This window comes from Mesorhizobium sp. USDA 4775 (assembly GCF_054062655.1).
On the sequence record NZ_JBSSFM010000001.1, the window covers coordinates 7,501 to 25,673 of the forward strand.

At 63.1% G+C, this 18,173-nt stretch carries 12 protein-coding genes and 1 pseudogene (1 of these 13 running past the window's edge); 4 read left to right on the forward strand and 9 right to left on the reverse strand.

The genetic code is table 11. The features are described from left to right. Positions 1 to 1,072: the 3' portion of a M23 family metallopeptidase gene (locus ACVILI_RS00035; protein WP_027047418.1), read on the forward strand. The gene continues 899 nt to the left of window position 1, outside the view; only the last 1,072 of its 1,971 coding nucleotides appear in the window; the start codon falls outside the window, past its left edge; it ends in the stop codon at positions 1,070 to 1,072. Positions 1,073 to 1,222: 150 nt separating this feature from the next. On the opposite strand, the pseudogene ACVILI_RS00040 reads toward ACVILI_RS00035, so the two are convergent. Further along, positions 1,223 to 2,798: pseudogene (locus ACVILI_RS00040) on the reverse strand (MFS transporter). Positions 2,799 to 3,138: 340 nt separating this feature from the next. On the opposite strand from ACVILI_RS00040, the gene istA reads away from it, so the two are divergent. The 3 genes from istA (at position 3,139) to ACVILI_RS00055 (ending at position 6,214) form a co-directional block, all read left to right on the forward strand. Beyond that, positions 3,139 to 4,650, forward strand: a complete 1,512-nt coding sequence (gene istA / locus ACVILI_RS00045) for an IS21 family transposase (protein ID WP_148307437.1) — start codon at positions 3,139 to 3,141, stop codon at positions 4,648 to 4,650. Between the two features lie 12 nt (positions 4,651 to 4,662). Further along, positions 4,663 to 5,418, forward strand: coding sequence for an IS21-like element helper ATPase IstB (istB, locus tag ACVILI_RS00050; protein ID WP_038646815.1), 756 nt, complete (start codon positions 4,663 to 4,665; stop codon positions 5,416 to 5,418). Positions 5,419 to 5,581: 163 nt separating this feature from the next. Beyond that, on the forward strand, positions 5,582 to 6,214 hold the full coding sequence (locus ACVILI_RS00055; protein WP_019861338.1) for a TMEM175 family protein: 633 nt from the start codon (positions 5,582 to 5,584) through the stop codon (positions 6,212 to 6,214). On the opposite strand, the gene ACVILI_RS00060 is transcribed toward ACVILI_RS00055, so the two are convergent. The 8 genes from ACVILI_RS00060 to ACVILI_RS00095 form a co-directional block, all read right to left on the reverse strand. Next, positions 6,188 to 7,699: a L,D-transpeptidase family protein gene (locus ACVILI_RS00060; RefSeq protein WP_038649881.1), complete on the reverse strand. Its 1,512-nt coding sequence runs from the start codon at positions 7,697 to 7,699 to the stop codon at positions 6,188 to 6,190. The two genes, ACVILI_RS00055 and ACVILI_RS00060, sit on opposite strands and share 27 nt — an antisense overlap. A 149-nt stretch (positions 7,700 to 7,848) precedes the next feature. Beyond that, the gene (locus tag ACVILI_RS00065) at positions 7,849 to 8,211 is read right to left on the reverse strand and encodes an MmcQ/YjbR family DNA-binding protein (protein WP_019861340.1); all 363 of its coding nucleotides are present in this window, start codon (positions 8,209 to 8,211) and stop codon (positions 7,849 to 7,851) included. 60 nt (positions 8,212 to 8,271) lie between these two features. Beyond that, positions 8,272 to 10,878, reverse strand: coding sequence for an ATP-dependent chaperone ClpB (gene clpB / locus ACVILI_RS00070; protein WP_038649884.1), 2,607 nt, complete (start codon positions 10,876 to 10,878; stop codon positions 8,272 to 8,274). Between the two features lie 220 nt (positions 10,879 to 11,098). Beyond that, positions 11,099 to 12,061: a DUF4167 domain-containing protein gene (locus ACVILI_RS00075; RefSeq protein WP_038649886.1), complete on the reverse strand. Its 963-nt coding sequence runs from the start codon at positions 12,059 to 12,061 to the stop codon at positions 11,099 to 11,101. A gap of 309 nt (positions 12,062 to 12,370) precedes the next feature. Beyond that, on the reverse strand, positions 12,371 to 13,243 hold the full coding sequence (gene prmC / locus ACVILI_RS00080) for a peptide chain release factor N(5)-glutamine methyltransferase (protein WP_038649889.1): 873 nt from the start codon (positions 13,241 to 13,243) through the stop codon (positions 12,371 to 12,373). Next, a complete protein-coding gene (gene prfA / locus ACVILI_RS00085) occupies positions 13,236 to 14,315 on the reverse strand; it encodes a peptide chain release factor 1 (RefSeq protein WP_019861344.1) in 1,080 nt (359 codons plus the stop codon). Before prfA ends, prmC begins: the two co-directional genes overlap by 8 nt. Before the next feature lie 9 nt (positions 14,316 to 14,324). After that, positions 14,325 to 16,595: a phosphoenolpyruvate--protein phosphotransferase gene (ptsP, locus tag ACVILI_RS00090; protein ID WP_019861345.1), complete on the reverse strand. Its 2,271-nt coding sequence runs from the start codon at positions 16,593 to 16,595 to the stop codon at positions 14,325 to 14,327. An 81-nt stretch (positions 16,596 to 16,676) separates the two neighbouring features. Continuing rightward, a complete protein-coding gene (locus ACVILI_RS00095; protein WP_038649893.1) occupies positions 16,677 to 17,930 on the reverse strand; it encodes an aspartate kinase in 1,254 nt (417 codons plus the stop codon). Between the last annotated feature and the right edge of the window lie 243 nt (positions 17,931 to 18,173).

Consider the following 18,173-nt stretch of genomic DNA (forward strand, 5'->3'; position numbering starts at 1 on the left):
CATGGCCGAAGCGATCGCCAAGCTGTTGAACGCGCCGACGCTGAAAGCCGGAACCGTGCTGCGCGTCGGTCTCGAAGTCCATGGCGACGCCGCCAAGGTCGTGCGCACCAGCGTCTACGACAGGACCACCCATATCGTTACCATCGCACTCGATGACCGCGGCCAGTATGTGCCGGCGCAGGAGCCGGATCCCAACCCCGAATTGTTGACGGCATTTGACGATTCGTCGGCACCGGTGGTGGTGCGCGGCAACCTGCCCACTGTCTATGACGGTATCTACCGCACCGCCTATTCCTACGGCATGTCGAAGAAAATGACCCAGCGGCTGATCAAGCTGCTGGCATCTGGCGTCGACTTCCAGTCGCGACTCAATCCGTCCGATCGCCTCGAAGTGCTGTTCTCGCAGCCGGACGGGGATGACCAGACCTCCGACGATTCGGAGCTCCTCTATGTCTCGGCGACCTTCGGCGGCACAACGCGCAACTTCTATCGCTTCCAGATGCAAGACGGCAGCAGCGACTATTTCGACGAAGATGGATCGAGCGCCCAGCAGTTCCTGCTGCGCAACCCGCTGCCCAACGGAAGATTCACCTCCGGCTTTGGTGCGCGCAAGCATCCTATCCTCGGGTATGTCCGTATGCACACGGGCACCGACTGGGCCGCCCCGATCGGATCGCCGATCATCGCCGCCGGCAATGGCGTCGTCGAGAAGGCCGGTTGGGCTGGCGGCTATGGCAAGCAGATCATCCTGCGCCATGCCAATGGCTACGAGACCTCCTACAATCACCAGAGCGCCTTTGCAAAAGGCATCGCGCCGGGCGTTCGGGTTCGCCAGGGCCAGGTCATTGGCTATCTCGGCCAGACCGGTCTTTCCACCGGTCCGCATCTCCACTACGAGCTGATCGTCAACGGCACCAAAGTCGATTCGATGCGTGTTCGGCTGCCGGTCGGCAAGGTGCTGAAGGGCGACGACCTCGTCGCCTTCAAGCGCGAGCGCGAGCGCATCGATGACCTGCTGAAGCAGGAAGAAGGCAATTCGCTTAAGGTCGCGAGCGCCAAGATCGACGGCTAGAGCGATTTCACCGCTTCCCGGAAACGGCGAACCTCTCTAACTCTTTGTTTTGACGCAATCCCGAGGGAAAGCGCTACGCGCTTACCCAGGAAAACCGCTCACACTTTTCCAGGAATTGCTCTGAACCTTGGCCAATCCGGCATCGGCGAATCAGTTTCGCGACGAATCAGTTGACGATTCATCGGCGCGGCGCGGCCAGGGCAGCGCCTGACCCGAAACGGTCATCCAGGCGATGATCGCGGCAAGCAGGCAGAGTACGGCCGTCGTCAAGGATATGGCTGAAAAGGCCATGTCGCTGGCAGCAAGGCGTGTTGCTTCAAGTTCGGGCGGCAAGCCTGTCGATACCGGTTCGCCAAAACCTGGAATGCCCGGCCTGACCCTGGTGTCGAGCATCGTTGAATAGACCCAGGTGGCAAGCGAGCCCATTGCCCGCCACCGCGATCAGGCCGCCAATGCGCGAGACGGCATTGTTGATGCCGGAGGCAGCCCCCGTATCCTTGTCTTCCACCGCCGTCATGATCGCGGTGGACAGTGGTGAGACGACCAGCGCCATGCCGAGGCCCATCAGCGCCATCAGCGGAAATATTCCGGTCCAGAAATGGTGGATGCCGGCACGGCTGAGCAAGGCAAGTCCGGCGAAGGCGAGAGCCACGATCAGGCTGCCGCAGGCGATCGGGAAACGCGGTCCGATCCGGTCCGACAACTGGCCGACGGGTCCCGACAGAAGGGCGATCGATGCCGACAACGGCAGGAAGATGAAGCCGACCTCGGCCGTGCTCAGTCCCCAGCCGGCGATCAGCAGCATCGGCAGATAGAAAAGATTGGCCGACAGTGCGAAATAGAGGAAGAAGGTCGCCACATTGGCACCGGCAAAAGCGCCGATGCGAAACAGGCTGAGGTCTATCATCGGCTCGCGCTGGCGTAGTTCGAACAGGATGAAGACGACAAGCAGCACCGCGCCGGCGGCAATGCTCGGCCCCGCCATATGGCCCTCGCCGCTCGAACTCATCGAGGTCAGCCCATAGGCGAGTGCGCCGAACGCCAATGTCGCGAGCGCGCCACCGCCGAGGTCGAGGCTGCGTTTTTCCGTCGCCGCATCGGCCGGAATCTTGACGAGCAGCAGGTAGATCGAGATCAGGCCGAGCGGCAGGTTGACGGCGAAGATCGCCCGCCAGATGCCGTCGCCGAAAGCCGACAGCACAAGGCCGCCGAGCACCGGCCCAAGGGCTGTGGTCAGCGCCGAGGCGGCCGCCCAGATGCCGATTGCACGGCCCCGCTCCTTTTTCGGATAGGCCTTGGCGATGATGGCGAGGCTCCCCGGCACCATGATCGCAGCACCAATACCCTGGACAGCGCGAAACGCGATCAGCACGACGGCATTCGGCGCCAGCGCACAGGCGAGCGAGGCAACGATGAACAGCGCGATGCCGGCCACGAAGGCACGGCGCAGCCCGAACCGGTCGCCGGCGGCGCCGCCGGCAAGGATCAGCGCCGAAAGCGTCAATGCATAGGCATTGGAGATCCACTGCGCCTCGGCAAGGCTGGCGCCGAGGTTGACACGGATCGCCGGCATGGCGATGGCCAGGATAGAGCCGTCGATGAAGCCAAGCGCGGAGGCCAGGATCGCCGCGATCAAGACGAATCGCCGTTGTGATTGCGGACAAAACGTTCCGTTTGTGACCGGGCTGGTCAGCGGGGCGGCGGCAGCTTCATTTGGCGAATGCATGGCACCTTGCTTAGACCCCGAGCGTACCGGCAACAACCGGCCAGCAGCTTGCAGTCCTTGAAACCAGCCAATTGGCCAGGATGCGTCCTGTATCGATGCAAACGCCGGCAGTCATGCTAAGTTTTCCGGAAGACGGCAGCCGGGGTGCGGATTCCGACGTGAAGCCGGCCGCCATTCCGATCAAACACCGGCCACCATTCCGGTATGAAGCCGGCCACCATTCCAACCAAAGACCGGCCGGTTTTCGGCACTGAAGATTACCTCCTGGGTCAGCAACTTTGGCATCAATTACCTCGCGATGAACGAGGACATTTTGATGCCGGCAAAGAGAAGGCTGACCATGAGACAGTTGAGACAAATGCTTCGGCTTGCCGGAAGCGGGACCAGCTCCCGCGAGATTGCGGTCGTGCTGGGAATAGCACGCAGTACGGTGCAGGATAATCTGCGGCGCGCAGCGGCAATCGGGTTGAGCTGGCCCCTGCCAGGCGAGCTGACCGATGACGCGCTTGAGAACAAACTCTTCGCTCGCAATGGCGTCAAGCAGGGCACGCGGCGGCGCACAGAGCCGAACTGGGCCCATCTTGCCGTCGAGCTCAAGAAGCCGGGCGTCACGCTCCTCATCTTGTGGGAGGAGTATCGAGGAAGTCATCCCGACGGATATGGCTACAGCCGGTTCTGCGAGCTCTTTCGCAGCTTCGAACAGCGGCTTTCGCCGACGATGCGCCAGGAACACGCCGCCGGCGACAAGGTCTTCGTCGACTATTCCGGCAAGAAGATCCCGATCGTTGATCGAGACACCGGCGAGATCCGTGAGGCGGAGATCTTCGTGGCAGTGCTGGGTGCGTCCAGCTTGACCTATGCCGAAGCGACCTGGACCCAGACACTGCCGGATTGGATTGGTTCACACGTCAGGATGTTTCGTTTCTTTGATGGCGTTCCCCGCCTGATCGTCCCCGACAATCTGAAGTCGGGCGTCAGCCGCGCCAGCTTCTACGATCCCGAGATCAATCGCAGCTACGGCATGATGGCATCCCATTATGGCGTCGGCGTTCTTCCGGCACGGCCGCGACGGCCGAAGGACAAATCGAAAGTCGAGAACGGCGTGCGTTTCGCCCAGTCATGCATTCTGGGGCGGCTGCGCAACCAGACCTTCTTCTCGCTGGCCGAGGCCAATGCCGCAATTCGCCAGGCACTCAATCGCATCAATGATCACGTCATGCGTCGGCTGGGCGTCAGTCGCCGGCAACTGTTTGAGAGCGTCGAGCGTGCTGCGCTGGCAAGCCTTCCGAGCGAAGACTACGAATTCGCCGAGTGGCGTTTGGCCCGCGTCTCGACGGATTACCACGTCGAGTTCAAGACCTTCTTCTATTCCGTACCGCACAACCTCATTCGTCAGCAAGTCGATCTGAGGGCAACGGCACGCACCATCGAGATCTTCCACCGCGGCAAGCGCATTGCCGTCCATCAGCGCCGCTATGGCGGCCCTCGTCATGGGACGGATCCGGATCATATGCCCAGCTCCCACCGGCGATATGCCGAGTGGACGCCGGATCGTTTCCGTCGCTGGGCCGCATCCGTCGGGCCCGAGACGGAAGGCTTGGTTGTCGCAATCCTCGCCAGCCGCCCACATCCTGAACAAGGCTTTCGAACATGCCTGGGTGTCCTTCGCCTGTTTCGCGATGTCACACGCGATCGCGCCGAAGCCGTCTCAGCCCGCGCTGTCGAGATCGGTGGGCTGAACTGCAAGAGCATCGCCTCGCTCATCGCCAATCACAAGGCCGCAAGGCATTCCACCGAACCGACCGCCATCGTCGATCACGCCAATCTGCGTGGCCCTGATTACTTCCATTGAGGAGACATACCAATGCTCATCCATCCGACCATCAACATGCTGCGCGAACTCGGCCTTCATGGCATGGCCACTGCCTTCCAGGAACTCGACGCACAATCCGAAGCACGCGGCCTCGAGCATGGCGAATGGCTTGCCATGCTGCTCGAGCGCGAGGCTACCATGCGCCGCCAGAAGCGTTTCGAAGCCCGCGCCAGAGCTGCAAAACTTCGCCATGACGCACAGATCGAGAATGCCGACTTTCGTGCCGCACGCGGTCTTGATCGCAATCTGTTCATGGCGCTCGCCGGCTGCGACTGGATCAGAAAGCATCACAGTCTTCTCATCACCGGGCCGGCCGGCGTCGGCAAGAGCTGGCTGGCCTGTGCGCTTGGCCACAAAGCTTGCCGAGAGGATTTCTCCGTCGCCTATCACCGCGTTCCCCGGCTGTTTGCAACGCTTGCCCTCGCGAGAGGCGACGGACGTTATGGCCGGATCCTCAAGCAACTCGCCAAAACCGACCTTCTCATTCTCGATGACTGGGGACCGGAAAAACTCAATGATGACCAGCGGCGTGATGTGCTTGAGATCATTGAAGACCGCTACGAACGCCGATCGACAATCGTCACCAGTCAGCTGCCCCTGGATCGCTGGTACGAGATCATTGCAAACCCAACCCTGGCCGATGCCATCCTGGACCGCCTCGTTCACAACGCCTATCGCATCGATCTCACCGGTGAAAGCATGCGAAAACAGCGCTCGCCGAGAGCGTCCGAAACAGCGCACGCTTGACCTGAAACGAAACCCAATCCAAACATCAACGAGACCCAGGATCAGTCCGAAAAATGGCCGGCTTCAAATCGGAACACCGGCCGGAATGAAATCGGAATGACTGGCCGGCTTCAAATCGGAATCGATGGCCGGCTTCGTCGGAATACGCAGCCGGGGAAAATTGATGAAACGACCACTTGAAGCGTCGGCGGAGGGACGCGGCCGCATTGTCGGCATCACCGACGGCGTCTTTGCCATCGCGCTCACGCTCATCGTGCTCGAGATCAGGGTGCCGGCGCATGAGACCGTGCATTCCGAGCACGATCTGCTGGTCGCCATTGCCGCACTGGCACCGCGCTTCCTGACTTATGCCTTGAGCTTCCTGACGCTGACCATCTTCTGGTTCGGCCAGCAGGCTCAGCACGGGCTGATAGCCAAATCCGACAGGCGGCTTGCCACGCTGAATCTCTGCTTTCTCGCCTTCATTGCGCTCTTGCCGTTCTCGACCGACCTTCTGGCGGACTTCCTCGAATTCAGGACCGCGGTGCTGGTCTACTGGCTCAACCTGCTGATGCTCGGCGTCACGCTGTTCGCCAGCTGGCGCTACGCGGAAAAGAACGGCTTTGTCGCCGAAGACGTCGATGCCGAAACGAAGCGCACGGTCTATCTGCGCATCGTCAAGGCACAGATCCTGTGGGCGATCGGTGCGCTACTCTGCCTGGTCACGCCATTGCTCAGCGTCGGCTTCATCCTGGTGGTGCAGCTGATCTATGCCACCGCGCTGCGCGGCTCATTGCTGCGCAAAGTCATCGGCTGAAGGTCCGCCGACAAACTCCACAGTGACGCCTGGCGACACCAGCTTGGCGAGTTCGCGCGCGTCCCAGTTGGTCAGGCGAACGCAGCCATGGCTTTCGGTCTTGCCGATCTTCGACGGCTCGGGCGTTCCGTGGATGCCGTAAGTCGGCTTGTCCAGGGCGATCCACACGGAGCCGACGGGGCCGTTGGGGCCTGGCGGAATGGTCAGGATCTTGTCGTTCTGGCCCTGCTTGAAGTTGATGTTCGGATTGTAGGTGTAGTTCGGGTCGAGCGCGATGCGCGACACGGCGTGGATGCCGGTGGGCGACGGCGTGTCGGCAGAGCCGATGGTCGCGGGATAGGCAGCGACCAGCTTGCCGCCGGCATCATAGGCGTACACTTCCTTCTTGGTCTTGTCGGCGACGATGCGCGCCACTGGCGTTGACACCAACTTGCCGAAATTGGCGACCTTGATGATCGTGCCGGGGCGATTGAAGTCGAGACCCTTGTTGATCGACTTGAGATAGTTCTCGTCCATGTGGAAGCGCTCCGCCAGCGCCTCCGTGACGGAGGTGTAGCACATGCAGTTGAGCTGTGCCTTCTGGCCGTAATCTTCCGGGATCGAGGCGACATAGGGGCCAGCAGCATCTTCCGCTGTGATGGTGTAGCTGGCGAAAGCATCGCCGCCCGATTGCGTGAGCGCCGCCTGGATGCCGACTGTGTCCGTCGATTTCAGATTGCTGCCGGTGATCTGGTTATAGGCGGCCAGGGCCTTATCGACATTCGAGCCAAAACGCCCGTCGATCACGCCCGGCGAAGCGCCGCCGCGGTCGAGCAGCACCTGCAGCGCCGCCACGTCCTGGCGCACGCCGAGCGACAGCGACGGATCGACGGCGGCCTTGCCGCCAGTATCCGGCGGCAGGGAAGCCTGCGTATCCGGATTGACCTGCTCTACGTCGGGCTGCGCAGGGTCTATCGCTGCCTCGTTCAGCGGCTGGCGCTTGATGGTGCCCGGCCTTGCCGGTGCATCGGGATAGCTGTTGTCGTAATTGCCGTCGTCCTGCGGCGCCGGCGGATAGGCTTCGACCGAATTGTCGCCATTGGGGTCGTATTCATCCGCCGGCGGCGGGATGACCCGGCCTTCCTCTTCCAACTGCTTGCGGCGGAAGCGGGCCATGTCCTCGGGATCATCGAGATAGTAGCGATCATCATCGGCAGGGGCACGGCCCAATTCGCGCAGCCTTGTCTCGCGGCGCAGCGCGCGCCGGTCAAGCCGTGTCTGCGGCGGCTGGATGGCGATGACCTTGCCGGTGTCGGCATCGACGATGACGCGGTTGCCACGCGCGTCGTAGTAGATGTCCAGATTTCCGTCCTGGGCCACAAGAATGCCGCCATCATTGGCGGCGCGGGCAACCCTTGGTGCACTGTCCTGCGTCGGCGCGGCGAGCGCACCGAAAGTCACAAGCCCGGTGGCGAGGGCCGAAAGGGCAAAGATCGTGCGGAACATCGTGGCCAACTCTCCGGTCCGTAATTGCCGCCGCCCGGCATTGTTCACTGGGCGAACCCCTTCGCCAGCAAACCAGTTACCCCACCCTATGGTTCCAATATGAACCGGGCATGAAGATGGCGGTTTTCCGGCGTACCAACGAATACTCGCTAGCTCGCGAGCCCCAATTCCTTGCGCGCCTGCTTGGTCAGCTTCAGGGCGACAAGGCGATGGCTCTCGCGCAAATAGTCCTTCAGCGCGGCATCATCCATGCTCTGGCTTGTCCGACGCTGGATCCACTTCATGCCGCGCGAGGCAAGGTAGGGCGCGGGCCGCAAGCCCGGCTGCTCCTTCAGCACATCATAGGCGATGTCGGAGCATTTGAAGGTGACGAAGAGCTGCTGGCCTTGATCCCAGCCGCCGATCGCAAACACCTTGGCCCCGACCTTCCAGACATGGGCGCCGCCCCACTGGATGACGTGGTTTGCCGCGGGCAATGAGGCGCAGAAGCCGTTGTAGTCGTCCAGCGTCATCCGCCCCCCACCCTCAATATGAAAACGCCGCTCGTCCAGGGTGGACGCGCGGCGTTGAAATCAGGCCGCCGCTTCGGTCGCGACGACCGTCGGCTTCGAGCGGAAGTTCAGGCGGTCGGAACCGGACGTGACCTTGACGGTCGAACCGTCGAGAATCTCGCCGAGCAGGATCTTCTCCGCCAGCGGATCCTGGAGTTCCTTCTGCATCACCCGCTTCAGCGGCCGCGCGCCATAGGCCGGATCGTAGCCCTTGGCCGCCAGCCACTCGATCGCCTCGTGATCCAGCGACAGCGTGATCTTGCGATCGACGAGCAGGCTTTCCAGCCGCTTGAGCTGGATCTCGACGATGCGGTCCATGTCCTTGCGGCGCAGCCGGTGGAACAGGATCACCTCGTCGACGCGGTTGAGGAATTCCGGCCGGAACGATGCCCTGACCACGCCCATCACCTCGTCGCGCACGGCGTCGACATCCTGGTCCTCGCCGAGATTGACCAGGTATTCGGCGCCGAGGTTCGACGTCATGATGATCAGCGTGTTGCGGAAATCGACCGTGCGGCCCTGCCCGTCGGTGAGCCGGCCGTCGTCGAGCACCTGCAAGAGCACGTTGAACACATCGGGATGCGCCTTCTCGATCTCGTCGAACAGCACGACCTGATAGGGCCGGCGCCGCACCGCTTCGGTCAGCGCGCCGCCTTCCTCATAGCCGACATAGCCGGGAGGTGCGCCGATCAGCCGGGCGACCGAGTGCTTCTCCATGAACTCCGACATGTCGATGCGCACCATGGCGCTGTCGTCATCGAACAGGAAGCTTGCCAGCGCCTTGGTCAGTTCGGTCTTGCCGACGCCCGTCGGTCCCAGGAAGATGAACGAGCCGATCGGCCGGTTCGGATCCTGCAGCCCGGCACGGGCGCGCCGCACCGCCTTGGAAACGGCTTGCACCGCCTCGCCCTGGCCGACGACCCGCTTGCCGATCTCGTCTTCCATGCGCAGCAGCTTGTCACGTTCGCCCTGCAGCATCTTGTCGACCGGAATGCCGGTCCAGCGCGAGACGATATGGGCGACGTGGTCGGGGGTGACCACTTCCTCGACCATGCCGGCCTTGCCGTCCTGGGCTTCGGCTTCCTTCAGCTTCTTCTCGAGTTCCGGGATCTTGCCATAGGCTAGCTCGCCGGCGCGCTGGAACTCGCCCTTGCGCTGGGCAATGGCAAGCTCGTTGCGTGCCTCGTCGAGCTGCTTCTTCAAGTCGGCCGCAAGCCCGAGTTTCTGTTTCTCGGCCTGCCACTTGGTTGTGATCTCGGTCGATTCCTCCTCGAGGCCGACAAGCTCCTTCTCCAGGCGGGCAAGCCGGTCCTTCGAGGCATCGTCCGTCTCGACCTTCAGCGCCTCGCGCTCGATCTTGAGCTGCATGATGCGGCGGTCGATCTCGTCCAGCGCCTCGGGCTTGGAATCGACCTGCATCCTCAGCCGCGAAGCGGCTTCGTCGACCAGATCGATCGCCTTGTCCGGCAGGAAGCGGTCGGCGATATAGCGGTTGGACAACGTCGCCGCCGCCACCAGCGCCGAGTCCGAGATACGCACCTTATGGTGCTGCTCGTATTTTTCCTTCAGGCCACGCAGGATCGAGACGGTATCCTCCACCGTCGGCTCGTCGACAAAGACCGGCTGGAAACGGCGGGCGAGGGCGGGATCCTTCTCGACATGTTTTCTGTATTCATCGAGCGTGGTCGCGCCGACGCAGTGCAACTCACCGCGCGCCAGCGCCGGCTTCAACAGGTTCGACGCATCCATCGCGCCATCCGCCTTGCCGGCACCGACCAGCGTATGCATCTCGTCGATGAACAGGATGATCCCGCCTGCGGCAGAGGTGACTTCGGAAAGCACGGCCTTCAGCCGCTCCTCGAACTCGCCGCGATATTTGGCGCCGGCGATGAGTGCGCCCATGTCGAGCGCCATCAGCTGCTTGTCCTTCAGCGATTCCGGCACATCGCCATTGACGATGCGCAGCGCCAAGCCTTCGGCGATCGCCGTCTTGCCGACGCCCGGCTCGCCGATCAGCACAGGATTGTTCTTGGTGCGGCGCGACAGCACCTGGATGGTGCGGCGAATCTCGTCGTCACGGCCAATCACTGGGTCGAGCTTGCCCGCGCGGGCATCCGCCGTTAGGTCGCGCGCGTATTTCTTCAGCGCGTCATAGCCTTGCTCTGCACTCGCCGAATCGGCGGTGCGGCCCTTGCGGACATCGTTGATGACCTGGTTAAGCGCCTGCGCGGTGACGCCGGCCTTTGCCAGTATGTCGGCGGTCTTGGACGACTTTTCCATGGTGAGCGCCTGCAGCAGCCGCTCGACCGTGACGAAGCTGTCGCCGGCCTTCTTGGCCAGTTCTTCCGCCGTCGAGAACACCTTGGCCAGCGGCTGCGCCAGATAGAGCTGGCCGTTGCCGCCTTCGACCTTCGGCATCGCCTCGAGCGCCGTCTCGACGCCGAGCTTGACGTCGCGGACATTGCCGCCGGCGCGCTCGATCAGCGACGCGGCCAGGCCCTCGTCATCGTCGACGAGCACCTTCAAAATGTGTTCGGGGGTGAATTGCTGGTGATTGCGGGAGAGCGCCATGGTCTGCGCGGACTGGATGAAGCCGCGCACGCGCTCGGAGTACTTCTCAAGGTTCATATCTGTCTCCTTCCATCACCGGCCCGCTTTGCGGCACCGGATCAGATTGCGGTGACGGACCCGCCCATTCGAGCCGGATCCCGTTCAGCCGAGATATGGTGCATAGGCCATGCCGTCTCAAGACGCCTTGATGTCGGTCAATGCATAATATTCCACGTCAGCCGAAACGAAAACGGCGGAGATTTCTCTCCGCCGTTCAACGCCTTGAAATGCCGTTCGATCAGTTGTCGATGTCGACGATCACCGGCTCGGCATTGCCGCTTTCGGCCGGGGCCGCGGCCGCCTCGCCGGCATCCGCATTGTCGCCACCGCCGTCGACCTGCTCGGCATTGGTGCGCGGACGGCGCGGACGGCGCGGGCGACGGGCAGCGCCGCTCTCGGCGGCAGCCTCGTTGAGCTCGGCCTGGGCGGCAAGAGCCGCCGGCGAAAAACTCTCGAACAGCGGAGCCTGCTCGGCAGCCGCAACGGCCTCGACCAGCGAACCGGGCTCAACCTGCACCTCCGCCTGTGCCGGCGCCTCGTTGCGCTGCTGCTGGCCGCCTTGCTCGGTCGACGAGGCATAATCGCGCTGGCCATTCTGGCCATAGCCGCCATTGGGGCGGCGATCGCGGTGACGCCCGCCATTGTTGTCGCGGCCGCCATTGTTGCGCCCGTTATTATCGCGCCCGCTATTGTCACGATTGTCGCGGCCGTCACGGTTCAGTGCGACCTCGGCCGGCATGCCCTCGATCACTGGCTGGGGACCGGCGCCATGGTTGATGACAGGAATTTGCGGATCGGAACCTGTGTTGCCGCCATTGCCGGCGCCATTGTTGCCGGCATTGTCGAAATCGTCGCGATCTTCATCGCCGTCATCGTCGAAATCGTCGCGGTTCTGCTGGACGTTCTGGATCGGCATCTGCGCCTGCGCGGCGGCAATGATGCGATTGTAGTGTTCGGCGTGCTGGAGATAGTTCTCCGCCATGACCCGGTCGCCGGAGCTTTGCGCGTCACGGGCCAGGGTAGCGTATTTCTCGGCGATCTGCTGAGCCGATCCACGGATCTTCACATCCGGGCCGTTGCTCTCGTAGTTGCGCGTCAGGGGATTAGGGCCCTTGCGGTTGTTGTTGTTATTGTTGTTGCCACCGCCGCCGCCATTGTTGTTGCGACCGCGCATGCGCCTGTTCTGCTGTTGTGGCCTCATTCGACTCTCTTCATCTTGAAATTTTCGAAAACTCGTTACGAACGGAGGCGCTCATGCAGCCAGCCGTTTCGTTTCTTCACCGGCGTTCGCCCGCATCAATTGCGTTGGCGCCACGTGCCATCCTGTTCCGGTTACATCACTTGCCGGACGATTCCCGCACGAAGCTGGGCGTCGTTTGCGCAAGAAGGCAGCTATTTCCAAGGAGGACCGAATCGCTAAGAGCACTGCCTGCTTCGTCTCATCCGGTTGAGGCGACCCTAGCCGCATTCCCCGGTATTGCCAAGCGGTTTTTTCGCGCTGCGTCAAGGCTTATCCCCATTGAAAGACAAGAACCCTGTCGTTTCCGCCGAGATCACGTAAGGCAGCAGCCAATGCATAACCAGCCGCCTTGAATATATCCGTAACCTCGTTGCGTTGCGTATGGCCGATCTCGACCGCAATCCTGCTTTCGGCTTCTAGAAACCGGGCCGCCTCGGCGGCGATGATCCTGTAGGGGTTCAGCCCATCCACGCCGCCATCCAAGGCTAGGTGTGGGTCGAAATCGCGGACCTCGTCCTGCAGATTTCCAATGTCTCGTAAAGGTATATAGGGAGGGTTTGCGGCAATTACATGGTATCGGCCGGAAACTTTTTCGAACCAGTCCGACTGCACCGTCGTGAACCGGCGGCCAAGCCCGAGTTCCCCGGCGTTGCGGGCTGCCGTCGCCAGCGCGCCGGCGGAAATGTCGACACCGGTGGCGGTCGCGGCCGGCACGGCACTCAGCAGCGCCAGCGCGATGGCTCCCGTCCCGGTACCGAGATCAAGGATGCGGCAGGTCCCTTCGCGCGCGGCCGTCGCTTCGACAAAAGGCAGCACCGCCTCGACCAGCGTTTCTGTATCCGGCCTCGGCTCGAGCGTTTCCGGCGACAGCGACAGCCGCAAACCGTAGAATTCGCGGTAGCCGAGGATGCGATGCACCGGTTCACCACCAGCCCGGCGCCTTAAGGCGGCTTCGATCGCGGCGATGGCATTGCCGTCCATCGAGCGTTCAGGGTCGGCAATGGCCTGCGTGCGCGTCGTGCCGGAAAAATGTTCGACGATCAGCCGCGCATCGAGCGCCGGATCATCGACCCCGGCCATGGCAAGTCTGGCCCGCGCTTCCCACAGCAGCGGCCCCAGCGCCTCGGGCAGAGGGTCAGCCATCGAGGCCGATATCGGCCAGCAGCTTCGACTGGTAATCGGCGATCAGCGCGTCGACGATTTCGTCGAGCTCGCCCATCATCACCCGGTCGAGCTTGTAGAGCGTCAGGTTGATGCGATGGTCGGTGACGCGGCCCTGCGGGAAATTATAGGTGCGGATGCGCTCCGAACGGTCACCGGAGCCGACCTGCGATTTACGCGATTCCGAGCGTTCCTCGTCCGCCTTGCTGCGCTCCAGATCATAGAGCCGGGCACGCAGGATCTGCATGGCCTTTGCCCGGTTCTGATGCTGCGATTTCTCCGCCTGCACCACCATGATGCCCGTCGGCAAATGGGTGATGCGCACCGCCGAATCGGTGGTGTTGACATGCTGGCCACCGGAGCCCGAAGCGCGCATCGTATCGATGCGGATATCTTCGGCGCGGATTTCGATGTCGACCTCTTCCGCTTCCGGCAGCACGGCGACGGTCGCCGCCGAGGTGTGAATGCGCCCACTTGCCTCGGTCGCCGGCACGCGTTGCACGCGATGCACGCCGGATTCGAATTTCAGATGGGCAAACACGCCCTTGCCCGAAACGGTGGCGATGATTTCCTTGAACCCGCCTGCATCGCCGTCGCTGGCAGACACCGTCTCGAACCGCCAGCCGCGTTCGGCGGCATAGCGCTCATACATGCGAAACAGGTCGCCGGCGAAGAGCGCAGCCTCGTCACCGCCGGTACCGGCACGGATTTCGAGGATGGCATTCTTGTCGTCGGCGGCGTCCTTGGGCAGAAGCAGGATCTGGATATCCTTCTGCAGCGTTTCGATACGCTCCTCCACGCCGGGCAGGTCCGCCTCGGCGAGCGCCCGCATCTCGGCGTCGGTGCCCTTGTCGGCAAGCATTGCCTCAAGGTCGGCCTGCTCATGCTCGGCCGAGCGCAATTGCCTGACCTTGGCCACCATGTCCTGCAGCTCGGCATATTCCGATGCCATCTTCACATAGGCGTCCGGCGCCGGGCCGGCCGACATCTGCGCTTCGAGCATCTCGAAACGCTTGACGACTTGATCCATACGATCGCGGGGCAGATTGACCATGATGGGGCGCTACAACGGAATCGAGCGGTCGTCGGCGAAGGCCTGCAGCAGCGCCCGCATCGGCAACCCCTGCGCCGGCGCCATCAGATTGTCGTCGAAGAACGCCGTCAGCTCATCCAGCGGCAGTTCCGTCAGCATCGCCTTGACCGGGCCGATCGAGGCCGGCGACATCGAGATCGAACGGAAGCCCAGACCGATCAGCGCCATCGCCGAGATCGGCTTGCCGGCGAGTTCGCCGCACAGCGTCACCGGCGTGTGGTTGCGGATGCCGGCATCGGCGATCTGCTTGAGCACGCGCAGGAACGGCGCCGACAGCGTGTCGAAGCGGTTGGCCAGTTGCGTGTTGCCGCGGTCGACCGCCATGACGAACTGGAACAGATCGTTCGAGCCGACCGAGACGAAATCGACGGCCTTCATCAATTCGTCGAGCTGGAACAGCAGCGACGGCACTTCCAGCATCGCGCCCAGCTTGAGGCTGGTCGGCAGATGATGGGCGAAACGCGACAGATGCCGCACCTCGCGGTCGATGATCTCGCGCGCCTGGGCGATCTCGCCAAGCTCGGTCACCATCGGCAGCATCAGCTTGAGCTCGCGCCCGCCGCTGGCCTTCAGCAGGGCGCGGATCTGGGTGCGCAGCAACCCGGGCCGGTCGAGCGTTAGCCGGATCGCCCGCCAGCCGAGCGCCGGGTTTTCTTCCTGGATGGCGCCCTTGAAGTACGGCAGCACCTTATCGCCGCCGATGTCGATGGTGCGGAAGGTGACAGGTTTGCCGCGCGCGGCCTCGAGCACGTCGCGATAGAGCTTCTCCTGCGCCTCGGCGCGCGGAAAGGTCGAGGCGACCATGAATTGCAGTTCGGTGCGGAACAGGCCAATGCCGGCAGCGCCCGACTCGGCCAGTTGCGGCAGGTCGACGGCAAGCCCGGCATTCATCAGGAGGTCGACCTGCACGCCGTCCCTGGTCGTCGACGGCTTCTTGCGCAGTTCGCGATAGACCTCTTGCCGGCGCGCGCGAAACCGCACCTTTTCGGCATAGGCGGCTTCGAGATCGGACTGCGGCCGCAGATGGATCGTGCCTTCCTCGCCGTCGACGATGATGGCATCGCCGTTTTCCGCCATGGAAACGGCACCCTTCATCTGGCCGGCGACCGGGATGCCCATGGCGCGCGCGACGATGACGACATGGCTGGTGGCGGCACCATCCTCGAGCACCAGCCCGCGCATTTTTTCCCTGGGATAGTCCAGCAGCTCGGCCGCGCCCATCGAGCGGGCGACGATGATGGCGTCCTTCGGCAGCGAGGCCGCGACGTCTTCCGGTCCGCGGCCCATCAGCTGGCGCAAGAGCCGGTTGGCGAGGTCGTCGAAATCGCTCATCCGCTCGCGCAGATAGGGATCGGTCATGTGCAGCATGCGGGCGCGCATGTCGCTCTGCACCTTTTCCACGGCCGCTTCGGCCGTCAGGCCGTTGCGGATGGCCTCTTCCAGCCGGCGCACCCAGCCACGGTCATTGGCGAACATGCGGTAGGCTTCCAGCACCTGGCGATGCTCGCCCTCGAAGGCGACGTCGCGGCGCTCCAGCATGTCGTCGATGGAGAGCCGCAGCGAGCCGAGCGAGCTTTCCAGCCGCCGGACCTCTTCCTCGCTGTCCTCGTTGAACAGATTGGTGACGACGATGCGCGGCTCGTGCAGCACGACATGGCCAAGCCCGACGCCGTCGTTGAAGGACAGGCCGGTGAAACTGACCGGCCGGCGCAGATCGAGTTCGAGGCCCGGCCGCGTCAGCCGCGCCAGATCGCCGGTGGCGATCATCTCGGCGATGACCATGGCGGTGGTTTCCAGCGCCTCGACCTCGTCGTCGCGATAGTGGCGCATGGTCTTGTTCTGCACGACCAGGACGCCCAACGTGCGCCCTGCCCTGAGCACCGGCACGCCGAGGAAGGAATTGTAGATCTCTTCACCGGTCTCCGGCAGGTAGGCGAAGGCCGGATGCTCCTGCGCATTGGAAAGATTGAGCGGCCGCGCACTGGCGGCGATGGTGCCGACAAGGCCTTGCCCGAGCCGCAACTGCGCCAGGTGGACGGCGTTCGGGTTCAGACCCTCGGTGGCGTAGAGCTCAAGCACCGAATCGGCGCGCAGCACATAGAGCGAGCAGACTTCCGCAACCATGTTGGAAGCGATGTCGCGCACGATCCGGTCAAGCCGCTCCTGCGGCTCCAGCGGCTCTTGCATGAGCTCGCGGAGCCGTTTCAGCAAAACGCGCGGGCCACTGGCCTGGTCACGCATCGCGGCTTTTTCTCCAATGAAACACTTGCCGGCGCAGTTTCCGCCGCTGCCGGCATGCGCGCAACAACTGATTCAGTCTTGCTACTGCTTATCCAGACCGTAGACGGAATGCAAAGTGCGAACCGCAAGTTCGGTGTACGGACCGTCGATCAGTATCGAAATCTTGATCTCGGAGGTGGTGATGGCGCGGATATTGATCGCCTTCTCGGCCAGCGCCTTGAAAGCGGTGGCGGCGACACCGGCGTGGCTCCTCATGCCGATGCCGATGACCGAAACCTTCGACATGCCGGCTTCCGACTGCACGACATCGTAGCCGACCTCGGCCTTCAGCCGGTCGAGCACGGCCAGCGCCTTGTCGAGGTCACCCGAAGGCACGGTGAAGGTCATGTCGGTGAACTTGCCGTCCTCAGAAATGTTCTGGACGATCATGTCGACATTGATGTTGGCCTCGGCCAGCGGCCCGAAAATGCCGGCGGCGACGCCAGGGCGGTCGCCGACGCGGCGCAGCGAAATCTGGGCCTCGTCCTTGGCGTAGGCAATTCCGGTGACGACCTGCTGTTCCACGATCTCTTCCTCGTCGCAAATGAGCGTTCCCGGAGGATTGAGCAAATCCCCCATTCCGGGCGCATCGGGATCGTCGAAGGACGACCGCACGAAGGTACGCACCCTGTGCACCATGGCAAGCTCGACCGAACGCACCTGCAGAACCTTGGCGCCGAGCGAGGCCATTTCAAGCATTTCCTCGAACGAGATCTTGGCCAGCCGCCGCGCCTTGGGCTCGATGCGCGGGTCGGTGGTGTAGACCCCGTCGACATCGGTGTAGATGTCGCAGCGGTCGGCCTTGACCGCAGCGGCGATGGCGACCGCGCTGGTGTCGGAACCGCCACGGCCGAGGGTCGCGATGCGGTTGTCCGGCCCGATGCCCTGGAAGCCGGCGATGACGGCCACCTGGCCCTCGCCGAAGCGCTTGATCAGGAAGGCGCCGTCAATGTCGAGGATGCGCGCCGCGCCATGCGCGTTGTCGGTCTTGATCGGGATCTGCCAGCCCTGCCAGGAACGGGCGTGCACGCCCATGTTCTGCAAGGTGATGGCCAGCAGACCCGCGGTGACTTGCTCGCCGGAAGCGACGACCGCGTCATATTCGCGTGCGTCGTGCATCGGCGAGGCCTCGCGCGTCCAGCCGACCAGTTCATTGGTCTTGCCGGCCATTGCCGAGACGACCACCGCCACCTCATGGCCGGCGTCGACCTCGCGTTTGACGTGACGCGCCACATTGCGGATGCGGGCGATGTCGGCGACGGAGGTTCCGCCGAATTTCATCACGATACGCGCCATGGAAGCGAAATGCCTTTGACTGAAGCCGGCCTGGAGCCGAAAACGAAGGAAAGCGCCCGGCTGGCGCCGGCCGCTGAATGCGCGGCCTCCTTAGCCAAATGCTTTGGGTTTCGCAAGGCTGGCAGCGGAATGCCGGCTTCAACAAGACGGCATATTGCCATCCGGGTCCGCGCCGCTTACCAAATGCTGCCCGCGGGGAATTCCTTTTGGTTCGGCATAACAGATGATTGCTCGTCTTCGGCG

Bases quoted from the DNA above. Each gene is read 5' to 3' on its own strand.
- clpB (WP_038649884.1), bottom strand. From the start codon at position 10,878: ATGAACCTTGAGAAGTACTCCGAGCGCGTGCGCGGCTTCATCCAGTCC.
- istB (WP_038646815.1), top strand. From the start codon at position 4,663: ATGCTCATCCATCCGACCATCAACATGCTGCGCGAACTCGGCCTTCAT.
- ACVILI_RS00075 (WP_038649886.1), bottom strand. From the start codon at position 12,061: ATGAGGCCACAACAGCAGAACAGGCGCATGCGCGGTCGCAACAACAAT.
- ACVILI_RS00065 (WP_019861340.1), bottom strand. From the start codon at position 8,211: ATGACGCTGGACGACTACAACGGCTTCTGCGCCTCATTGCCCGCGGCA.
- prmC (WP_038649889.1), bottom strand. From the start codon at position 13,243: ATGGCTGACCCTCTGCCCGAGGCGCTGGGGCCGCTGCTGTGGGAAGCG.
- ACVILI_RS00095 (WP_038649893.1), bottom strand. From the start codon at position 17,930: ATGGCGCGTATCGTGATGAAATTCGGCGGAACCTCCGTCGCCGACATC.
- ACVILI_RS00055 (WP_019861338.1), top strand. From the start codon at position 5,582: ATGAAACGACCACTTGAAGCGTCGGCGGAGGGACGCGGCCGCATTGTC.
- ptsP (WP_019861345.1), bottom strand. From the start codon at position 16,595: ATGCGTGACCAGGCCAGTGGCCCGCGCGTTTTGCTGAAACGGCTCCGC.
- ACVILI_RS00060 (WP_038649881.1), bottom strand. From the start codon at position 7,699: ATGTTCCGCACGATCTTTGCCCTTTCGGCCCTCGCCACCGGGCTTGTG.
- prfA (WP_019861344.1), bottom strand. From the start codon at position 14,315: ATGGTCAATCTGCCCCGCGATCGTATGGATCAAGTCGTCAAGCGTTTC.
- istA (WP_148307437.1), top strand. From the start codon at position 3,139: ATGAGACAGTTGAGACAAATGCTTCGGCTTGCCGGAAGCGGGACCAGC.